Origin of the sequence: Pseudomonas sp. R19M, assembly GCF_050312585.1 — a bacterium.
Lineage (GTDB): Bacteria > Pseudomonadota > Gammaproteobacteria > Pseudomonadales > Pseudomonadaceae > Aquipseudomonas > Aquipseudomonas palleroniana.
Window position 1 is genome coordinate 32,365 of record NZ_JBNPJV010000054.1, and the last position, 15,937, is coordinate 48,301.

Annotated in this window: 14 protein-coding genes and 1 riboswitch; of the genes, 7 read left to right on the forward strand and 7 right to left on the reverse strand. The window is 60.8% G+C overall.

Features of this window, described 5'->3' with window-relative positions; genetic code table 11:
- Window positions 1–69 precede the first annotated feature (69 nt).
- Entirely contained in the window at window positions 70–1,476 is a 1,407-nt protein-coding gene (locus tag ACQRBT_RS11210; RefSeq protein ID WP_060753427.1) for an adenosylmethionine--8-amino-7-oxononanoate transaminase, read from the reverse strand.
- Window positions 1,477–1,748: 272 nt separating this feature from the next.
- Between ACQRBT_RS11210 and ACQRBT_RS11215 the strand changes: the two genes are divergently transcribed.
- Window positions 1,749–2,300, forward strand: a complete 552-nt coding sequence (locus ACQRBT_RS11215) for a cytochrome b (RefSeq protein WP_244384937.1) — start codon at window positions 1,749–1,751, stop codon at window positions 2,298–2,300.
- A gap of 32 nt (window positions 2,301–2,332) precedes the next feature.
- Window positions 2,333–2,932 (forward strand): YceI family protein, encoded by a 600-nt coding sequence (locus ACQRBT_RS11220; protein ID WP_060753425.1) that lies wholly within the window; start codon window positions 2,333–2,335, stop codon window positions 2,930–2,932.
- 68 nt (window positions 2,933–3,000) lie between these two features.
- Here the strand turns inward: ACQRBT_RS11220 and ACQRBT_RS11225 are convergent, their stop codons facing one another.
- From ACQRBT_RS11225 to ahcY, 4 genes are all read right to left on the reverse strand, one after another.
- Window positions 3,001–4,878: a DEAD/DEAH box helicase gene (locus ACQRBT_RS11225; RefSeq protein ID WP_104994909.1), complete on the reverse strand. Its 1,878-nt coding sequence runs from the start codon at window positions 4,876–4,878 to the stop codon at window positions 3,001–3,003.
- A 221-nt stretch (window positions 4,879–5,099) separates the two neighbouring features.
- Entirely contained in the window at window positions 5,100–5,903 is an 804-nt protein-coding gene (locus ACQRBT_RS11230; RefSeq protein WP_412046156.1) for a substrate-binding periplasmic protein, read from the reverse strand.
- Between the two features lie 195 nt (window positions 5,904–6,098).
- Window positions 6,099–6,944, reverse strand: coding sequence for a methylenetetrahydrofolate reductase [NAD(P)H] (gene metF / locus ACQRBT_RS11235; protein ID WP_060753421.1), 846 nt, complete (start codon window positions 6,942–6,944; stop codon window positions 6,099–6,101).
- Between the two features lie 180 nt (window positions 6,945–7,124).
- Entirely contained in the window at window positions 7,125–8,534 is a 1,410-nt protein-coding gene (gene ahcY / locus ACQRBT_RS11240; RefSeq protein ID WP_060753420.1) for an adenosylhomocysteinase, read from the reverse strand.
- Window positions 8,535–8,555: 21 nt separating this feature from the next.
- Window positions 8,556–8,662: riboswitch (S-adenosyl-L-homocysteine riboswitch) on the reverse strand.
- Window positions 8,663–8,860: 198 nt separating this feature from the next.
- Here ahcY and ACQRBT_RS11245 point away from each other — a divergent pair.
- The 3 genes from ACQRBT_RS11245 (at window position 8,861) to ACQRBT_RS11255 (ending at window position 12,213) form a co-directional block, all read left to right on the forward strand.
- Window positions 8,861–9,265: an acyl-CoA thioesterase gene (locus ACQRBT_RS11245; RefSeq protein WP_060753419.1), complete on the forward strand. Its 405-nt coding sequence runs from the start codon at window positions 8,861–8,863 to the stop codon at window positions 9,263–9,265.
- An 89-nt stretch (window positions 9,266–9,354) separates the two neighbouring features.
- A complete protein-coding gene (locus ACQRBT_RS11250; RefSeq protein ID WP_104994907.1) occupies window positions 9,355–11,253 on the forward strand; it encodes a patatin-like phospholipase family protein in 1,899 nt (632 codons plus the stop codon).
- Window positions 11,254–11,325: 72 nt separating this feature from the next.
- Window positions 11,326–12,213 (forward strand): formate/nitrite transporter family protein, encoded by an 888-nt coding sequence (locus tag ACQRBT_RS11255; RefSeq protein WP_090368272.1) that lies wholly within the window; start codon window positions 11,326–11,328, stop codon window positions 12,211–12,213.
- Here ACQRBT_RS11255 and ACQRBT_RS11260 read toward each other — a convergent pair.
- Window positions 12,207–13,466 carry a cation:proton antiporter gene (locus ACQRBT_RS11260; protein ID WP_090368274.1) on the reverse strand — a complete coding sequence of 420 codons (1,260 nt, stop codon included), beginning with the start codon at window positions 13,464–13,466 and terminating at the stop codon, window positions 12,207–12,209. The two genes, ACQRBT_RS11255 and ACQRBT_RS11260, sit on opposite strands and share 7 nt — an antisense overlap.
- 184 nt (window positions 13,467–13,650) lie before the next feature.
- On the opposite strand from ACQRBT_RS11260, the gene ACQRBT_RS11265 reads away from it, so the two are divergent.
- On the forward strand, window positions 13,651–14,037 hold the full coding sequence (locus ACQRBT_RS11265) for an MAPEG family protein (RefSeq protein ID WP_198763232.1): 387 nt from the start codon (window positions 13,651–13,653) through the stop codon (window positions 14,035–14,037).
- A 135-nt stretch (window positions 14,038–14,172) separates the two neighbouring features.
- Here the strand turns inward: ACQRBT_RS11265 and mltA are convergent, their stop codons facing one another.
- Complete coding sequence (gene mltA, locus ACQRBT_RS11270) at window positions 14,173–15,354, reverse strand: murein transglycosylase A (protein WP_060753414.1); 1,182 nt, start codon at window positions 15,352–15,354, stop codon at window positions 14,173–14,175.
- Window positions 15,355–15,482: 128 nt separating this feature from the next.
- Between mltA and ACQRBT_RS11275 the strand changes: the two genes are divergently transcribed.
- Window positions 15,483–15,932: a c-type cytochrome gene (locus ACQRBT_RS11275; protein WP_198763231.1), complete on the forward strand. Its 450-nt coding sequence runs from the start codon at window positions 15,483–15,485 to the stop codon at window positions 15,930–15,932.
- Window positions 15,933–15,937: the final 5 nt, after the last annotated feature.

The following is a 15,937-nucleotide window of genomic DNA, read 5'->3' on the forward strand; positions in this document are numbered from 1 at the left end:
AAAAGGGTCTGCAGAGCGGACGCGCAACGTCCGGGGATGCGTTCCCACGCAGAGCGCGGGAACGATCAGTCAGCCGGGATCGCGGAAGTCGGGGTGGAAGTTGTTGGGCACCGCCACGCTGACGCGGCTGTTGGTCGCAATATCGATGCCTTCGCTGGCCACCTCGGCGAGGAAGTCGATCTGCTGTGGCGTAATCACATAGGGCGGCAGGAAATACACCACGCTGCCCAGCGGCCGCAACAGCGCGCCACGTTCCAGGGCATGTTCGAATACCTTCAGGCCACGGCGTTCCTGCCAGGGGTAGGCGGTCTTGGTGGCTTTGTCCTGGACCATCTCGATGGCCAGCACCATGCCGGTCTGGCGGACTTCCGCGACGTGGGGGTGGTCAACCAGATGCGCAGTCGCGCTGGCCATGTGCTGGGCCAGGGCCTGGTTATTTTCGATGACGTTGTCTTCTTCGAAAATATCCAGGGTGGCCAGGGCCGCCGCGCACGCCAACGGGTTGCCGGTGTAGCTGTGGGAGTGCAGGAAGGCGCGCAGGGTGGGGTAGTCGTCGTAGAACGCGCTGTACACGTCTTCGGTGGTGACCACGGCGGCCAGCGGCAGGTAGCCGCCGGTGAGGGCCTTGGACAGGCACAGGAAGTCCGGGCGGATGCCGGCCTGTTCACAGGCGAACATACTGCCGGTGCGGCCGAAGCCCACGGCGATTTCGTCGTGGATCAGGTGTACGCCGTAGCGGTCGCAGGCTTCGCGCAGCAGCTTGAGGTAGACCGGGTGGTACATGCGCATGCCGCCGGCGCCCTGTATCAGCGGCTCGACGATGACGGCGGCGACCGTTTCATGGTGCTGCGCCAGGGTCTGTTCCATGGCCTGGAACATAGTGCGCGAGTGTTCTTCCCAACTCATGCCCTCAGGGCGCAGGTAGCAGTCCGGGCTGGGCACTTTGAGGGTGTCGAGCAGCAGCGCCTTATAGGTTTCGGTGAACAGCGGCACGTCGCCTACCGACATCGCGGCGATGGTCTCGCCATGGTAGCTGTTGGTCAGGGTGACGAAGCGCTTCTTGTTCGGCAGGCCCCGGTTGAGCCAATAGTGAAAGCTCATTTTCAGCGCGACTTCGATGCAGGACGATCCATTATCGGCGTAGAAGCACCGGGTCAGGCCCTCAGGCGTCATTTGCACCAGGCGCTCGGACAGCTCAATCACCGGCTGGTGGCTGAAACCGGCGAGGATCACGTGTTCAAGCTGGTCGACCTGATCCTTGATGCGCTGGTTGATGCGCGGGTTGGCGTGACCAAACACATTGACCCACCAGGAACTGACGGCGTCGAGGTAGCGCTTGCCTTCGAAGTCTTCCAGCCACACGCCTTCACCGCGCTTGATGGGGATCAGCGGCAATTGCTGGTGGTCTTTCATCTGGGTGCAGGGATGCCACAGCACCGCGAGGTCGCGTTGCATCCACTGGTTGTTCAAGCCCATCGGTTTTCTCCTCGAAGCGGTCCTGCGCACCACGCAGGCGAAACAATCGCGCAAGCCTATGCAATGGGCGGCCGTGTCACAACCCATTACGTGCGAATAGGCAGTAAACACAGGACGGTCTGTCACGTTTCTTCTGGATAGTCCTTAATCCCTTGTTAATTTAATCTGCCTACTCTCAATATCGTATTTCTTGATATTTCAAAGCAAAATTTTCCGCTTTAATTCGATAGGTAAATCGCTAGGCTTGGCACAGCTCTTACGGGATTAAGTACATGCAGCTACGCAATTCAGAGGCCCGCTATGGTTGGGTCAGTATGGTCTTGCACTGGGGCGTTGCCCTGGTGGTGTTTGGTTTGTTCGCCCTGGGCTTGTGGATGGTCGGTCTCGACTATTACAGCGCCTGGCGCAAAGAAGCTCCGGATTTGCACAAGAGCATCGGCATCACGCTGTTTGCCATCATGCTGGTGCGGATCGTCTGGCGCTTGATCAGCCCGCCGCCACCACCGCTGGCCAGCTATAGCCGCCTGACCCGTATGGGGGCCGCATTTGGCCACGCGTTTCTCTATGTCGGGCTGTTTGCCGTGATGATTGCCGGTTACCTGATTTCCACCGCCGATGGTGTCGGTATCCCGGTGTTTGGCCTGTTTGAAATTCCTGCCTTGGTTTCCGGTCTACCGGACCAGGCAGATACCGCGGGTGTGGTGCATTTGTACCTGGCCTGGGTGCTGGTGGTTTTCGCCGGTTTGCATGGCGTGGCTGCATTGAAACACCACTTTATCGATCGTGATGTGACCCTGACGCGAATGCTGGGGCGCAAAGCCTGATGTTCAACCTCGACTCACAAGGAATAGAAAGCATGTTGAAAAAGACTCTCGCCGCTCTGGCAATCGGTTCTGCCCTGCTGTCCGCAGGTTCGGCAATGGCTGCCGACTATGTGATCGACAAAGAAGGCCAGCACGCCTTCGTCGACTTCAAGATCAGCCACCTGGGCTACAGCTATATCACCGGTACCTTCAAGGACCTGGACGGCAAGTTCAGTTTTGACGCGGCCAAGCCTGAAGACGCCAAGATCGAAGTCAATGTGCGCACTGCCAGTGTGTTCACCAACCATGCTGAACGTGACAAGCACGTCAACAGCAAGGACTTCCTGGAGTCGGGCAAATTCCCGGACGCCAAGTTCGTTTCCACCAGCGTCAAGCCAACCGGCAAGAATGCTGATGGCAAGCAGACTGCCGATGTGGCTGGCGACCTGACCTTCCACGGCGTGACCAAGCCTATCGTGGTCAAGGCTACGTTCCTGGGCGAAGGCAAGGATCCATGGGGCGGCTACCGTGCCGGCTTTGAAGGGACCACCTCGATCAGCCGCAAGGAGTTCAACCCGGGTGGCATGGACGTAGGTCCACAGTCCGACGTGGTTAATCTGTACATCACCTTTGAAGGTGTGAAAGCGAAGTAATTTTCGCCTCGCATACAAAAATGCCCCGCATCTTTCGATGCGGGGCATTTTTTATGGGGCTTGAAAACTCAGCGGTTGCGGGTCAGCAGCGCTGGTTTTTCACCACGAGGACGGCCTGGCAGTTGATCCAACTGCTCGGGTGTCGGGAAGCGGTCGGCTTTGGACTCCTTGTGGATGATCTTCGGCGCCGGGCCACCACGCGGGTTCTGCACGGCAGGTTCAGACGAGCGAGGCTGGTCGTCACGGGCCGGGCGGCGGTTACGCGAATCTTCGCGACGGGCCTGGCCGTCACGTGATGCGCCATTACGTCCGCCATTGCGCTTGGCCGGTGGGGTGCCGGCGGTGCCGCCGCTGCTGTTGCGTGGGCCGTTCTGGCGGCCGCCTTGAGGCTGGCCGCTGCGCGGAGCGCCCGCGCCTGCGCCCTGTGCCGGAGCACCTGGGCGGCGGCCACGGCCCTGGGCCGGTTTGGCCTGAGGCACGTAGTCGACACGGTTACCGAAGTTATCGATATCGTCGTCCAGGAACTCGTCCGGAGCACGGTCGGCTGCGGCGCGGGGCGGCTGGCTCGGCTGGCGCTGTTCGCGGGCCGGGGTGCCTTCGCGGGGCTTCTGCTCGCGGGCTGGGCGTTCGCCACGGCCGTTGCTCGCGGACTTTTCCTTGCCCTTGTCTTTGCCCTTGTCACGACGCCCGCCGCCACCACCGCCGCCGTTCGGGCCATCGCCCTTAGGACCGCGTGGGTTGCGTGGGTTGCGCACGTCCGGACGCTCGCGCGCTTCAGGCTTTTCAGCCTCTACGGCGCTGGCATCGAAGCCCATCAGGTCGCCGTCGGCGATCTTCTGCTTGGTCATGCGCTCAATGCTTTTCAGCAGTTTTTCTTCGTCCGGTGCAACCAGGGAAATGGCTTCACCCGAACGACCGGCGCGGCCGGTACGGCCGATACGGTGCACATAGTCTTCGTCGACGTTAGGCAGTTCGAAGTTGACCACGTGCGGCAACTGGTCGATATCCAGGCCTCGGGCGGCGATGTCGGTGGCAACCAGGATGCGTACGGTGCCGGCCTTGAAGTCGGCCAGGGCCTTGGTGCGCGCGTTCTGGCTCTTGTTGCCGTGGATGGCGACGGCGGTGAGGCCGTGTTTGTCCAGGTACTCGGCCAGGCGGTTGGCGCCGTGCTTGGTACGGGTGAACACGAGCACCTGTTCCCAGGCGCCGGCGGTGATCAGGTGGGCCAGCAATGCACGCTTGTGGCTGGCGGCCAGGCGGAACACGCGTTGCTCGATACGCTCGACCGTGGTGTTCGGCGGCGTGACTTCGATGCGCTCCGGGTTGTGCAGCAGCTTGCCGGCCAGGGCGGTGATGTCCTGGGAGAACGTCGCCGAGAACAGCAGGTTCTGGCGCTTGGCCGGCAGGCGGGCGAGGACTTTTTTCACGTCATGGACAAAGCCCATGTCGAGCATGCGGTCGGCTTCGTCCAGTACGAGGATTTCGACGTGGGACAAGTCGACGCTGCCTTGACCGCACAGGTCGAGCAAGCGACCCGGGCACGCCACCAGCACGTCAACACCCCGGGACATGGCCTGAACCTGCGGGTTCATGCCGACGCCGCCGAAGATGCAGGCACTGACGAACTTCAAGTCGCGGGCATACAGCTTGAAGCTGTCATGCACCTGGGCTGCGAGTTCGCGGGTTGGGGTCAGGACCAGTACGCGCGGTTGGCGCGGGCCGTGACGCTGGGATTTGTCTGGGTGACCGTTGGGGAACAACCGCTCCAGAATCGGGAGGGCGAAACCACCGGTTTTACCAGTACCTGTCTGTGCCGCAACCATCAGGTCGCGACCTTGCAACACGGCGGGAATGGCCCGCTGTTGCACCGGAGTAGGCTCGGTATAGCCCGCAGCCTCGATGGCGCGGACTAAAGCCTCGGAGAGACCGAGGGAAGCAAAGGACATGAGTAATCCTGTTTTAGTTAGGGCTTGGCCCAAAGGGATAATCTTGCCGGGCGTGAATGGCGCTTAGGGGAGCGCAACCCCGTCCGGTCCTGCTGCGTCTGGCGGGCACTCCACCGGCTCGCGCGGGCTGAAAGCTGCGCAGTAGCTGGGTTAGGTGCCTTTTTCAAGACCTCAGCGGCCGGGCGTAAGCCTGGCGGAAAGGCCGGAGTATAACAGAGCAATCACTGCGCGCTGCTTTCCTGCTGCTCAACGGTTCCTGCGGGCGTGGTAATCGGGGTGCTGTGTAGGTGGGCATCGCCGTATTTTGCGCTCAATACGGCATAGGCCGGCTCTTGTTTGAAGCGCTTGAGCTCGGCGGCGAAACGTTGCACCAGCAGGTCCATGCCCGCGCCACGGCGTACGGCCAGAAATTGCTGCTGGCGACTGACCACCAGCGGTGCCTGGCTGACCTTGCCTTCCAGGCCCAGGTCCTTGATCACATGCATTCCCACGCGACGGTCCGTGATCAGCAGGTCGATGCGCCCCAGCATGAGTTTGCCGAAATTGGCTTCGTGGCTGGGAGCGGGTTCGCGGTTGAAGGCCGTGGAGTCACTGAAGGCGCTGCCATACAGGTAGCCTGGCGAGATGCCGACCGTCAGGCCGCGCAACTCGTCCAGGGTCTTGGCGGGGTGAGGGCGTTCGTTGGCGTAGAACAGCACGAACTCGACCTCCGATAACGGCTCGCTGGGGTAAAGCAGCAGGGCATCGCGGTCGTGGCTGTGGAAAATATCCAGCGCACCATCGGCGTGGCCTTGGTCGAGCATTGCCAGGCAGCGCTTCCAGGGCAGGAACTGCCATTGCACATCCACCCCCAGGCGCTGGAACACGGTCACCGTGGTTTCATAGTCGAGCCCGCGCATGGTGCCGTTGTCGTCGTAGACGTAGGGCGTCCAAGGCTCAGTGACAATGCGCAGCTTCTCGCCGTAAGCGGCCAGGCTCAGGCAAGCGAAAAGCGCAGCAGTCAACAGCTTTAAAATGACAGGCATGCCGGGAGATTACGACGCTCCAGCCCTAAAGAGAAGCTCTGGCACGCGCATTGGCGGCGCGAGTTATTTCGCCGGAGCGTCCATCAAGTGGGCATGGGCCTTGATCGGAGGTGGCGCGGATTTCGCAGTTCCGTGGCTACGTAAAACGACAAAGGCCCTCGTTTGGACGAGGGCCTTGGCACAACCGGGCAAGCGTTAGCGTGGCAGCTTGAGGTTGTTCCAGATGGCGAGGCTGGGTTCAGCCTGGTTCAGGGTATAGAAATGCAGCCCTGGCGCACCGCCTTGTAACAATTGTTCGCACATTTGCGTGATGACCTGTTCACCGAACGCCTGGATGCTCTTGACGTCATCACCATAGGCTTCCAGTTGCTTGCGCACCCAGCGTGGGATTTCAGCGCCGCACGCGTCGGAGAAACGCGCTAGCTTGCTGTAGTTGGTAATCGGCATGATGCCCGGCACGATTGGGATGTTCACGCCCATGGCCCGTACACGCTCGACGAAGTAGAAGTAACTGTCGGCGTTGAAGAAGTACTGGGTGATCGCGCTGTCGGCGCCGGCATTGGCCTTGCGTACGAAGTTGCGCAGATCGTCTTCGAAGTTACGTGCCTGAGGGTGCATCTCCGGGTAAGCCGCCACTTCGATATGGAAGTGATCGCCGCTTTCTTCGCGGATGAAGCTCACCAGGTCATTGGCGTGGCGCAGTTCACCGCTGGCCATCCCCATACCGGACGGCAGGTCACCACGCAGGGCGACGATACGCTTGATGCCGGCTTGCTTGTATTGGGTCAGCAGGCTACGCAGGTCGGCCTTGCTGTCGCCCACGCACGACAAGTGCGGAGCGGCGGGAACTTTGACTTGGCTTTCCAGCTGCAGCACGGTGTTGATCGTACGGTCGCGGGTGGAACCGCCGGCACCGTAGGTGCAGGAGAAGAAGTCAGGGTTGTAGCGGGCCAGTTGCTCAGCAGTGGCCATCAGTTTTTCATGCCCAGCATCGGTCTTGGTCGGGAAGAACTCGAAGCTGTAGCGACGGTCTTGGGACATGGTCGGATCCTTGGAAACTCAAAATGCCGGGAGGTGTACACCGTCAATGTGGGAGGGGGCTTGCTCCCGATAGCAGTCGTTCAGTCAACAGAGCTGTTGAATGTGCTACCGCCATCGGGGGCAAGCCCCCTCCCACATAAAGCCCGCTCTCACGTGAGTAGAGAGCGGGCAGCAGGCAAATCAGTAGCGGTAAGCGTGCGGCTTGAACGGACCTTCAACGGTCACGCCGATGTAGTCGGCCTGGGTCTTGGTCAGTTGAGTCACAACGCCGCCGAAGCCGCGGACCATTTCCAGGGCCACTTCTTCGTCGAGTTTCTTCGGCAGTACTTCTACCGTCAGGCGCTCGGCTTTCTGGGCCGGCGACAGGTCGGCGTACTTCTGGCCGAACAGGAAGATCTGCGCCAGTACCTGGTTGGCGAACGAGCCGTCCATGATGCGGCTTGGGTGGCCGGTGGCGTTGCCCAGGTTAACCAGGCGGCCTTCAGCCAGCAGGATCAGGTAGTCGTCGTTCTGCGGGTCGAAATCGCCGGCACCGGTACGGTGAACCTTGTGTACCTGCGGCTTCACTTCTTCCCATGCCCAGTTCTTGCGCATGAAAGCGGTGTCGATCTCGTTGTCGAAGTGACCGATGTTGCAGACAACAGCACGCTTCTTCAGGGCTTTGAGCATGTTCGCGTCGCAAACATTCACGTTGCCGGTCGTGGTGACGATCAGATCGATCTTGCCCAGCAGGGCCTTGTCGATGCTCGCTTCGGTGCCGTCATTGACGCCATCGATAAACGGCGAAACCACTTCGAAGCCGTCCATGCAGGCTTGCATGGCGCAGATCGGGTCGACTTCGGAGACTTTGACGATCATGCCTTCCTGACGCAGCGACTGGGACGAACCCTTGCCCACGTCACCGTAGCCGATCACCAGGGCTTGCTTGCCCGACAGCAGGTGGTCGGTGCCGCGCTTGATGGCGTCGTTCAGGCTGTGACGGCAGCCGTACTTGTTGTCGTTCTTGCTCTTGGTCACCGAGTCGTTGACGTTGATGGCCGGGATTTTCAGCTCGCCCTTGGCCAGCATGTCCAGCAGGCGGTGTACGCCAGTGGTGGTTTCTTCGGTCACGCCGTGGACGCGGTCCAGGATGGCCGGGTATTTCTTGTGCAGCAGCTCGGTCAGGTCGCCGCCGTCGTCGAGGATCATGTTGGCATCCCAAGGCTTGCCATCTTTGAGGATGGTTTGCTCCAGGCACCACTCGTACTCTTCTTCGGTCTCGCCTTTCCAGGCGAATACCGGGATACCGGCGGCAGCGATCGCGGCAGCGGCCTGGTCTTGAGTCGAGAAAATGTTGCAGGACGACCAGCGTACTTCGGCACCCAGTGCAACCAGGGTTTCGATCAGCACGGCAGTCTGGATGGTCATGTGGATGCAGCCGAGAATCTTCGCGCCCTTGAGCGGCTGCTCAGCGGCATACTTGCGACGCAGGCCCATCAGGGCAGGCATTTCGGATTCGGCGATAAAGGTTTCGCGACGGCCCCAGGCAGCGAGGGACATGTCGGCGACTTTGTAGTCGTTGAAATCTGCAGGCGTGTTGACAGCGCTCATGAAGAGCCTCCATTCGTAGTGTGCGAATGGGCGCCGTTGTGCGTTTAGTATCAGGCCAGGGCAACCAGGCCGGACAACGCCCCATCCGAGCCTGACAGGTTGAACCTGCTGCAGCGCCCCTCGGACAGGTGGCGGGAGAACGGTATCAATCGTAGATGACCGTTTTGAAACGGTGGCGATTATAGCCGTGTGCGCCTGACTTCCCAAGCCTTTCCGTCGGTCATATGAAGATCGCTCATGGGGTTGATAGGCAATGGCTCATAGAGCCAGAGCCCAGGCTCTGCCATGATGTCACCCATCATTCGGCAAGACGCTTTGGAGTGACCATGAACTTCCACACCCGCAAGTGGGTAAAACCTGAAGACCTCAACCCCAACGGCACCCTGTTCGGCGGCAGCCTGCTGCGCTGGATCGATGAAGAAGCGGCCATCTACGCGATTGTCCAACTGGGCAACCAGCGCGTGGTGACCAAGTACATTTCCGAAATCAACTTCGTCAGCGCTTCGCGCCAGGGCGACATCATCGAACTGGGCATCACGGCTACCGAGTTCGGCCGCACCTCCATCACCCTGACCTGTGAAGTGCGCAACAAGATCACCCGCAAAAGTATCCTCACCGTGGAAAAAATGGTGTTCGTCAACCTCGGCGAAGATGGCTTGCCTGCGCCCCATGGGCGTACCGAGATCAAATACGTGAAGGACCAGTTCCAGGACGACGCCGTCGCCGGGTAGGTGTTGAATCTTTACCGGGTTATTCCGTAAGGATCTTTGCGTGGCTCTCTTATCACTCAGGCCTACACCCTGTAGAGAGAGCCCCGTGTATGAAAGTGTCAACCTCGCCTGTCCAATCTTCGTTTCCTCAAGCGCTCGAACAGGCGGTGAAGACGCCTCTGCTCAAGGAGGTGGGCCCGCGCAAGTTAAGCCTTCATCGTTACAGCGATGGCCGCGTAAAAGTGGTTCTGTCGCCGCCGGCGGTGAGCCATCTTGTGCTCAGTGGTGGCGGTGCGAAGGGTATCGCTTTCCCCGGAGTGCTACAGGCGCTCGAGCAGGCCAATAAGCTCCCTGGCGTCAAAGTGATTTCCGGTTCATCGGCCGGAGCGATTTCCGCGACGCTGATCGCCAGCGGCATGGGCGCGCAGGCGTTCGGTGAGTTGTCGAACAGTATCGACCTGCCCAGCCTGCTCAATAGCCAGGACCCGGTGACGGCCTGGCTGCAAACCATCAGCTCCGAACTTGGCAAGCTCGCCGGGCGTCTGCCTGGCGCCGCCGGCAACATTTCCCAACTGCTGCTGACCCTGTTGCCGCGCCTGCAAACCGAGGCCTCGCCGCTGGAGGAGATGATACGCAACGAGTCGCGCAAGTCGATCCTCGCCCATATCGCCGCAATGCCCGGGGCCAAGCCGCCCGCCGAGGTGATGAAGATCGCCGCCAGGCTCAGAGCCGGTGGTGCGCCGACGTTCCGCGATCTGGAGGTGTTGAGCCGGCATATCCCGGCGATCAAGTCACTCAATATCACCGGCACGGGCATGTTCGATGGGCGGCCGCAGTTGGTTGTGTTCAACGCCAGTCTCACTCCGGATATGGACATTGCCCGGGCAGCGCGTATCTCGGGTGCCTTGCCGGGGCTGTTCAAAAGCCCTGAGGAGCAAGGCCATGCATTCCAGGCACAGGCTCAGATCACGGCGTTTCAGGACGGTGGCCTGCTGGCCAATACGCCCGCGCCGGGGGTGATCGGCGGCGCCGTTGCGCAGGGCCCGTTGAATCGGCCCGAGTCGCTGGTCGTCGAGTTTGAGTCCGCAGCAGCAGGGCCGAAAAAAAGTGGGGGATTCTTCAGTCATTTGGTCGACCGCTTTACCGGTACGCCCCACGCCGCAGCGGGCGCTTATCAGGAGCAGCAACTCAAGGCGTATCGCGATCAGACGGTGACCTTGCCGCTGAAAACCAACAAAGGTGACTTTCGCGGCCTGCTCAACGGTACGGTCAACTTCACCATGACCCCCGAACAGAAACAGGAGTTGCAGGCACGCAGCCGGCAAGCGGTCGCAGGGCATCTGGATCAGCGTGCGCAGGCGCGTGAAGTGCACGAGTTTCCTTCATTGGAAAGTGCGGTGCTGGCGATGGACGATGAACTGCTTGCCGGCGTGCAAACGGAACTCCAGAAAGACCCGGCTGCCGCACAGGTGTTGATGTTTCGCAGGCATGCACAACAAGCCTTGCACGCCTTGGACAGCGCCATCAGCGAGGCCAATCAAGCCGGTGGCGCCCTCAAGGTCACGCCCAAGGTGGCGGCAGCCTTGCGTAATCTGGACGCGCTGGCTCGTAAACCTGAGCACATCGAGTGGCTGGCGCAGCGCTTGAGTGCGCCGGGCCAGCGCAACTTCCAGCAGTTGCTGCAAGTGGCTGCCAAACAGGCTTCGCCCCTGTCCAAAGTGATGAGCAGTGCCGTCGCTGAGATGAAAAGACGCGATATCGCGGTGAAAGCCGAGAATTTCACGCGTGAAGTGATTTACCCCTCAATGCGCCGCCCGGGCCAATCGAAGGCCAATCTTGAGTTATTGCAGCGCTCGGCGCGTGACTTGGCCGATGCGACCACGCCCGCCGAGTTCAACCGCGTACTCGACGGCATCATTGAGCACTACGGTGCGCGCAATAAACCCTGGAGCAAGCCGGTCAGGTCGACCACCGTTGAAATGGCCAAGGCCTGGCGCATTCCGGTTTAAATACGGTGCCACTGAACAGCCATCGTTGCGGCGTGTCGTAGCTACAGGAACCCCCTAAGGACACTGTAGATCATGGCCACCCCCGAAGACGGCAAGACCCCCAACCTGTCGCAGGAAGAGCAGCAGGACGTAGACAAAAACCAGCCGCCCCGCGCGGCTGTGTTGCATGAAATCATCCGTACCCAGGGCGACCAGGAACTGGAGCGCAACGTTGCGGCGTTGTGGTGGTCGGCGCTGGCAGCCGGGTTGACCATGGGGTTGTCATTGATGGCCATGGGGCTGCTCAACTCGCGCCTGCCGGAGGGCGAAGCCTTCAAGGTCATCGCCAGTTTCGGCTATTGCGCGGGGTTCCTCGCGGTGATCCTGGCGCGCCAGCAACTGTTCACCGAGAACACCCTGACCGCCGTGCTGCCGGTGATGAGCAAACCTACGCTGAACAATGCGGGTCGGCTGCTGCGGCTGTGGTCCGTGGTGCTGGTGGGTAACTTGTGCGGCACCTTGCTGGTTGCCTACGTGATGCTTCACTTGCCGATCTTCGACAGCAAGACCGACCTTGCCTTCCTCGAGATCGGGCGCAAGATCATGGAGAACGACGCCGGCCAGATGTTCGCCAAGGGCATCGTTTCCGGCTGGATGATCGCCACCATGGTGTGGATGATCCCGTCGATGGAAAGCGCCAAGATCTGGATCATCGTTCTGATCACCTACCTGATGGCGCTGGGCGACTTCACCCATATCGTGGTGGGGTCGGCGGAAGTGTCCTACCTCGTGTTTGCCGGTGAACTGTCGTGGCATGACTTCTGGCTGGTATTTGCCGGCCCGACCCTGGCCGGCAACATCATTGGTGGCAGCTTCATCTTTGCGTTGATCAGCCATGCGCAGATCCGCAGCGAAGGCAGCCTGCCCGGCAAACAAGCTGCGGACCCAAGGCATCCGCAGCCCATCAACAAGGATCAGTGAGGTTCGGGTGTGGCCTCGGGTTCGCCCTGGGTCACATGCTTGACCAGCTTGCCGATGCTCAAGCCCTGCAGCAGGATCGATGACAGCACCACGATGTAGGTGATGCTCAGCAACAGGTCGCGTTCCGGGCCCAGCGGCAAGGCCAGGGCCAATGCCACCGAAACGCCGCCGCGCAAGCCGCCCCAGGTGAGAATGCGGATGGTGCCACGCGGCACGCTGCGCCAGCGACGCAGCAGCAGGATCGCGGGAGCCACCGTCAGCAGGCGCGACAGCAGGATCGCCACGGCCAGCAAGCTTGCCGCGAATACATGCAGCCAGTTGAACGGCAGCAGCAACAGCTCCATGCCGATCAGCGCAAACAGCAGGGCGTTGAGCATGTCATCGAGCAGTTCCCAGAAACCGTCCAGGTAGCGCCGGGTCATGTCGTTCATCGCCAGCTTGCGGCCCAGGTTGCCGATGATCAGCCCCGCGACCACCATCGCAATCGGTGCAGAGACGTGCAGTTCGGTGGCCATCGCCGAGCCGCCGATGACCAGAGCGAGGGTCAGCATCACTTCGACCTGATGCTGTTCAATGCTTTTGATCATCAGGTACACCAGGTAACCAATCAAGCCGCCGAACACCACGCCACCCAACGCCTCGTGGGCGAACAGCATGGCGGTGGCACCCACGGTGGGGGTTTCGCCCAACTGCGCGATGCCCAGCAATACGGTAAACACCACGACCGCTGTGCCGTCGTTGAACAGCGATTCGCCGACGATGGTGGTTTTCAAGGGTTTCGAGGCGTTGGCGGTACGCAGTACGCCGAGCACCGCAATCGGGTCAGTGGGCGAAATCAGCGCGCCGAACAGCAGGCAGTAGAGGAAGCTCACGTGCCAGCCAAACAGGGCAAAGATGTAATACGCCAGGCTGCCGATCACCACGGTAGCAATCAACACGCCGAAGGTTGCCAGCAGGCCGATGGGCCAGCGGTAACTGCGCAGGTCGTTCAAATTGACGTGCAAGGCGCCGGCAAACAACAGGAACGACAGCATCCAGTTCATCAGCAAGTCGCCGAAGTCGATCTGGCCGATCAGTTGCTGGATGCGGTCTTCCAGGCCAGGGTAGCCAAGCACGCTCAACCCTTGCAGGATCAGTGAGAAGAGCAGGGCCGTGACCATCACGCCAATAGTGGGCGGCAGGCCGATAAAACGGAAGTTCACATAGGTGAGCAGTGTGGTGAGGCAAATGAAAGCGGCGACAAGTTCAAGCATCCGGGGTCCTTGGAAGTGGTTTGGATCGTTCGTCAATGGGTGGATGGACCGCAGCAGCGGTGGGATGTTGCAAGCGCTGGATAGAACCTTTTCGGTTCGACAGGGCTCATAGCGGGTGAGTGCGGTCGCGAATGTTTAGTGCTAAAACTCTAACCGCTGGTTAAAACAACAAAAGGAATCTGTGATGACGGTGGCATTCTGGTGTGTATTGATCGCGATTTTCCTACCTTACCTGTGCACGGGAGTGGCCAAGTTCAGCGGCGGCAAATTCGGACCGCGGCAGAACCACGACCCACGTGCCTTCCTGGATACCCTTGAAGGGTTAGCAAGACGCGCCCACAACGCCCAACTGAACAGCTTCGAGGTGACGCCGGCATTCGCCGCGGCGGTGATTATTGCGCACCTGGCCGGTACGGCGTCGCTGGTGACGATCAACGTGCTGGCCGTGTTGTTTATCACCAGTCGCCTGCTGTACATCATTTGCTACCTGGCGGACTGGGCGATGTTGCGTTCGCTGGTGTGGTTCGTGGGCATGGCGTTGATTGCGAGTTTCTTCTTTGTCTCGATCTGACGCCCGACGCAAACCCCTGATGTAGTGAGCGGGCTTGCCCCGCGCTGGGTGGCGAAGCCGCCCTAATCCAGGCACCGCATTCTTCCAGGCAGAGCTCAGGTGCCTGGTTTGGGGCGGCCTCGCCATAGGTCAGCATCAGGTGCCGGCTGGTGCGTCCGGCACCTGTGGCAATGCAGCACCTTTAGGCCACAACATCCAGATCTGCCCCTGTTGCTTCATGTTCCCGGCCAATTCACCCGCCGCATCCCCCGTGCCCCAGAACAAGTCCGCACGCACTTCACCCGTGATCGCGCCGCCCGTGTCTTGCGCGGCGACAGGCCTTGAGATCGGTGAACCATCGGGTTTGGTCGTCGACAGCCACAACAGGCTGCCGAGCGGAATGACCTTGCGATCAACGGCCACGCTATAACCGGCCGTCAACGGCACATTCAAAGAACCCCGTGGCCCTTCGTTACTGTCGGGGCGGGCGCTGAAGAACACGTAGCTGGGGTTGCTCGCCAGCAGTTCCGGAATGCGCTGTGGATGGGCCTTGGCCCAGGCGCTGATGGCGCCCATGGTCACGTCGTCTTTTTTCAGTTCGCCTTGCTCCACCAGCCAGCGCCCGATCGGGCGATAGGGGTAGCCGTTCTGGTCGCCGTAACCCACGCGTAGTTGGCGCCCGCCTGCCAGTTGAATACGCCCCGAGCCCTGAATTTGCAGGAACTGCAGGTCCATCGGGTTCGTCAGCCAGGCAATCGGCTTGGCGGTCGAGCCTTGGCTGTTGAGGGTGCCGGCGTCGTCATAGGGCTTGAGTACGCGACCTTCCAGGCGACCACGCAGGCGCTTGCCCTTGAGTTCGGGGTAGATACTTTCCAGGTTGACGATGATCAGGTCGTCCGGTACGCCATACACCGGCACATGGGCCGTGGCGGTTTCGGTCAGGCTGCCGGGGTAGACCGGCTCGTAGTAGCCGGTGATCAGGCCGTTCGGAGTGTTGTCGGCCGAGCGCAGGCCAAATACATCCAGGCGTTCCTTGAGAAAACCGCGAACCGCCTCGGCATTGCCCGGCACGCTCACTGCGGCCGCACAGGTCGCACCCCACACCGGGTCGGCCTTGAGGCGCTGGCAGGCACTGCGCCAGGATTCAAAACCGGCCAGCAGGTCGCTGTCGGACACGCTTGGCAAGGCTTCCCACGGCGCGCTCACATAAGTGGCGATAGCATGGGGTTTGGGGGCTTGCGGTTGATTGGCGTCTTTGCCGCCGTCACAGCCCGCCAGCAGCGCGATGATCGGCAGAGCCCACGCCAGGCGGCTCCAAGGTTTGAAGGTGAGATTCATACAAGCAATTCCTGAAGCGGTCACCCGTGCATTCACGCCAGCGGGCAACCCTTATTATTAATAGGGCTATTGGTCTTTGCGGGCGGGGCGAGGATACTGGCCGCCGTTCCCGTGACCTTGAAGCCATCATGACTTTTAAAAAACTGACCGTGGTATTGCTGGCCTGCCTGACGTTGTCCGCCTGTGGCGGTGTTGATCCGAACTCGCCGCTGGGTCAGCGCAAGGCGATCTTCAAGCAGATGCTCAAGACCGGCGAAGACCTGGGTGGCATGTTGCGCGGACGCATTCCGTTCGACGGTGCAAAGTTTGCCGAAGGTGCGGTCAAGCTGGACGCGTTGTCCCACGAACCGTGGAAACATTTCCCAAGCGTGCGTGAAGAAGACCATACCAGCGCCAAGGATAACGTGTGGCAACAACAGGCCCGTTTTCAGGAACTGGCGCGTAACCTTGAGGCGGCCACCGGTGAACTGGTGATCGCCAGCCAAGTCCAGCCTTACAAAGCCAGCAACCTGGGGCCTGCCGTGCAGAAAGTCGAAGATGCCTGCTCCGCCTGCCATAAGCAGTTCCGAGACCATTGACCGGT

Coding starts and splice junctions, on each gene's coding strand:
- ACQRBT_RS11265 (WP_198763232.1), top strand. CDS start 13,651: ATGACGGTGGCATTCTGGTGTGTATTGATCGCGATTTTCCTACCTTAC.
- mltA (WP_060753414.1), bottom strand. CDS start 15,354: ATGAATCTCACCTTCAAACCTTGGAGCCGCCTGGCGTGGGCTCTGCCG.
- ACQRBT_RS11275 (WP_198763231.1), top strand. CDS start 15,483: ATGACTTTTAAAAAACTGACCGTGGTATTGCTGGCCTGCCTGACGTTG.
- ACQRBT_RS11255 (WP_090368272.1), top strand. CDS start 11,326: ATGGCCACCCCCGAAGACGGCAAGACCCCCAACCTGTCGCAGGAAGAG.
- ACQRBT_RS11245 (WP_060753419.1), top strand. CDS start 8,861: ATGAACTTCCACACCCGCAAGTGGGTAAAACCTGAAGACCTCAACCCC.
- ahcY (WP_060753420.1), bottom strand. CDS start 8,534: ATGAGCGCTGTCAACACGCCTGCAGATTTCAACGACTACAAAGTCGCC.
- ACQRBT_RS11210 (WP_060753427.1), bottom strand. CDS start 1,476: ATGGGCTTGAACAACCAGTGGATGCAACGCGACCTCGCGGTGCTGTGG.
- ACQRBT_RS11220 (WP_060753425.1), top strand. CDS start 2,333: ATGTTGAAAAAGACTCTCGCCGCTCTGGCAATCGGTTCTGCCCTGCTG.
- ACQRBT_RS11215 (WP_244384937.1), top strand. CDS start 1,749: ATGCAGCTACGCAATTCAGAGGCCCGCTATGGTTGGGTCAGTATGGTC.
- ACQRBT_RS11260 (WP_090368274.1), bottom strand. CDS start 13,466: ATGCTTGAACTTGTCGCCGCTTTCATTTGCCTCACCACACTGCTCACC.
- ACQRBT_RS11250 (WP_104994907.1), top strand. CDS start 9,355: ATGAAAGTGTCAACCTCGCCTGTCCAATCTTCGTTTCCTCAAGCGCTC.
- metF (WP_060753421.1), bottom strand. CDS start 6,944: ATGTCCCAAGACCGTCGCTACAGCTTCGAGTTCTTCCCGACCAAGACC.
- ACQRBT_RS11225 (WP_104994909.1), bottom strand. CDS start 4,878: ATGTCCTTTGCTTCCCTCGGTCTCTCCGAGGCTTTAGTCCGCGCCATC.
- ACQRBT_RS11230 (WP_412046156.1), bottom strand. CDS start 5,903: ATGCCTGTCATTTTAAAGCTGTTGACTGCTGCGCTTTTCGCTTGCCTG.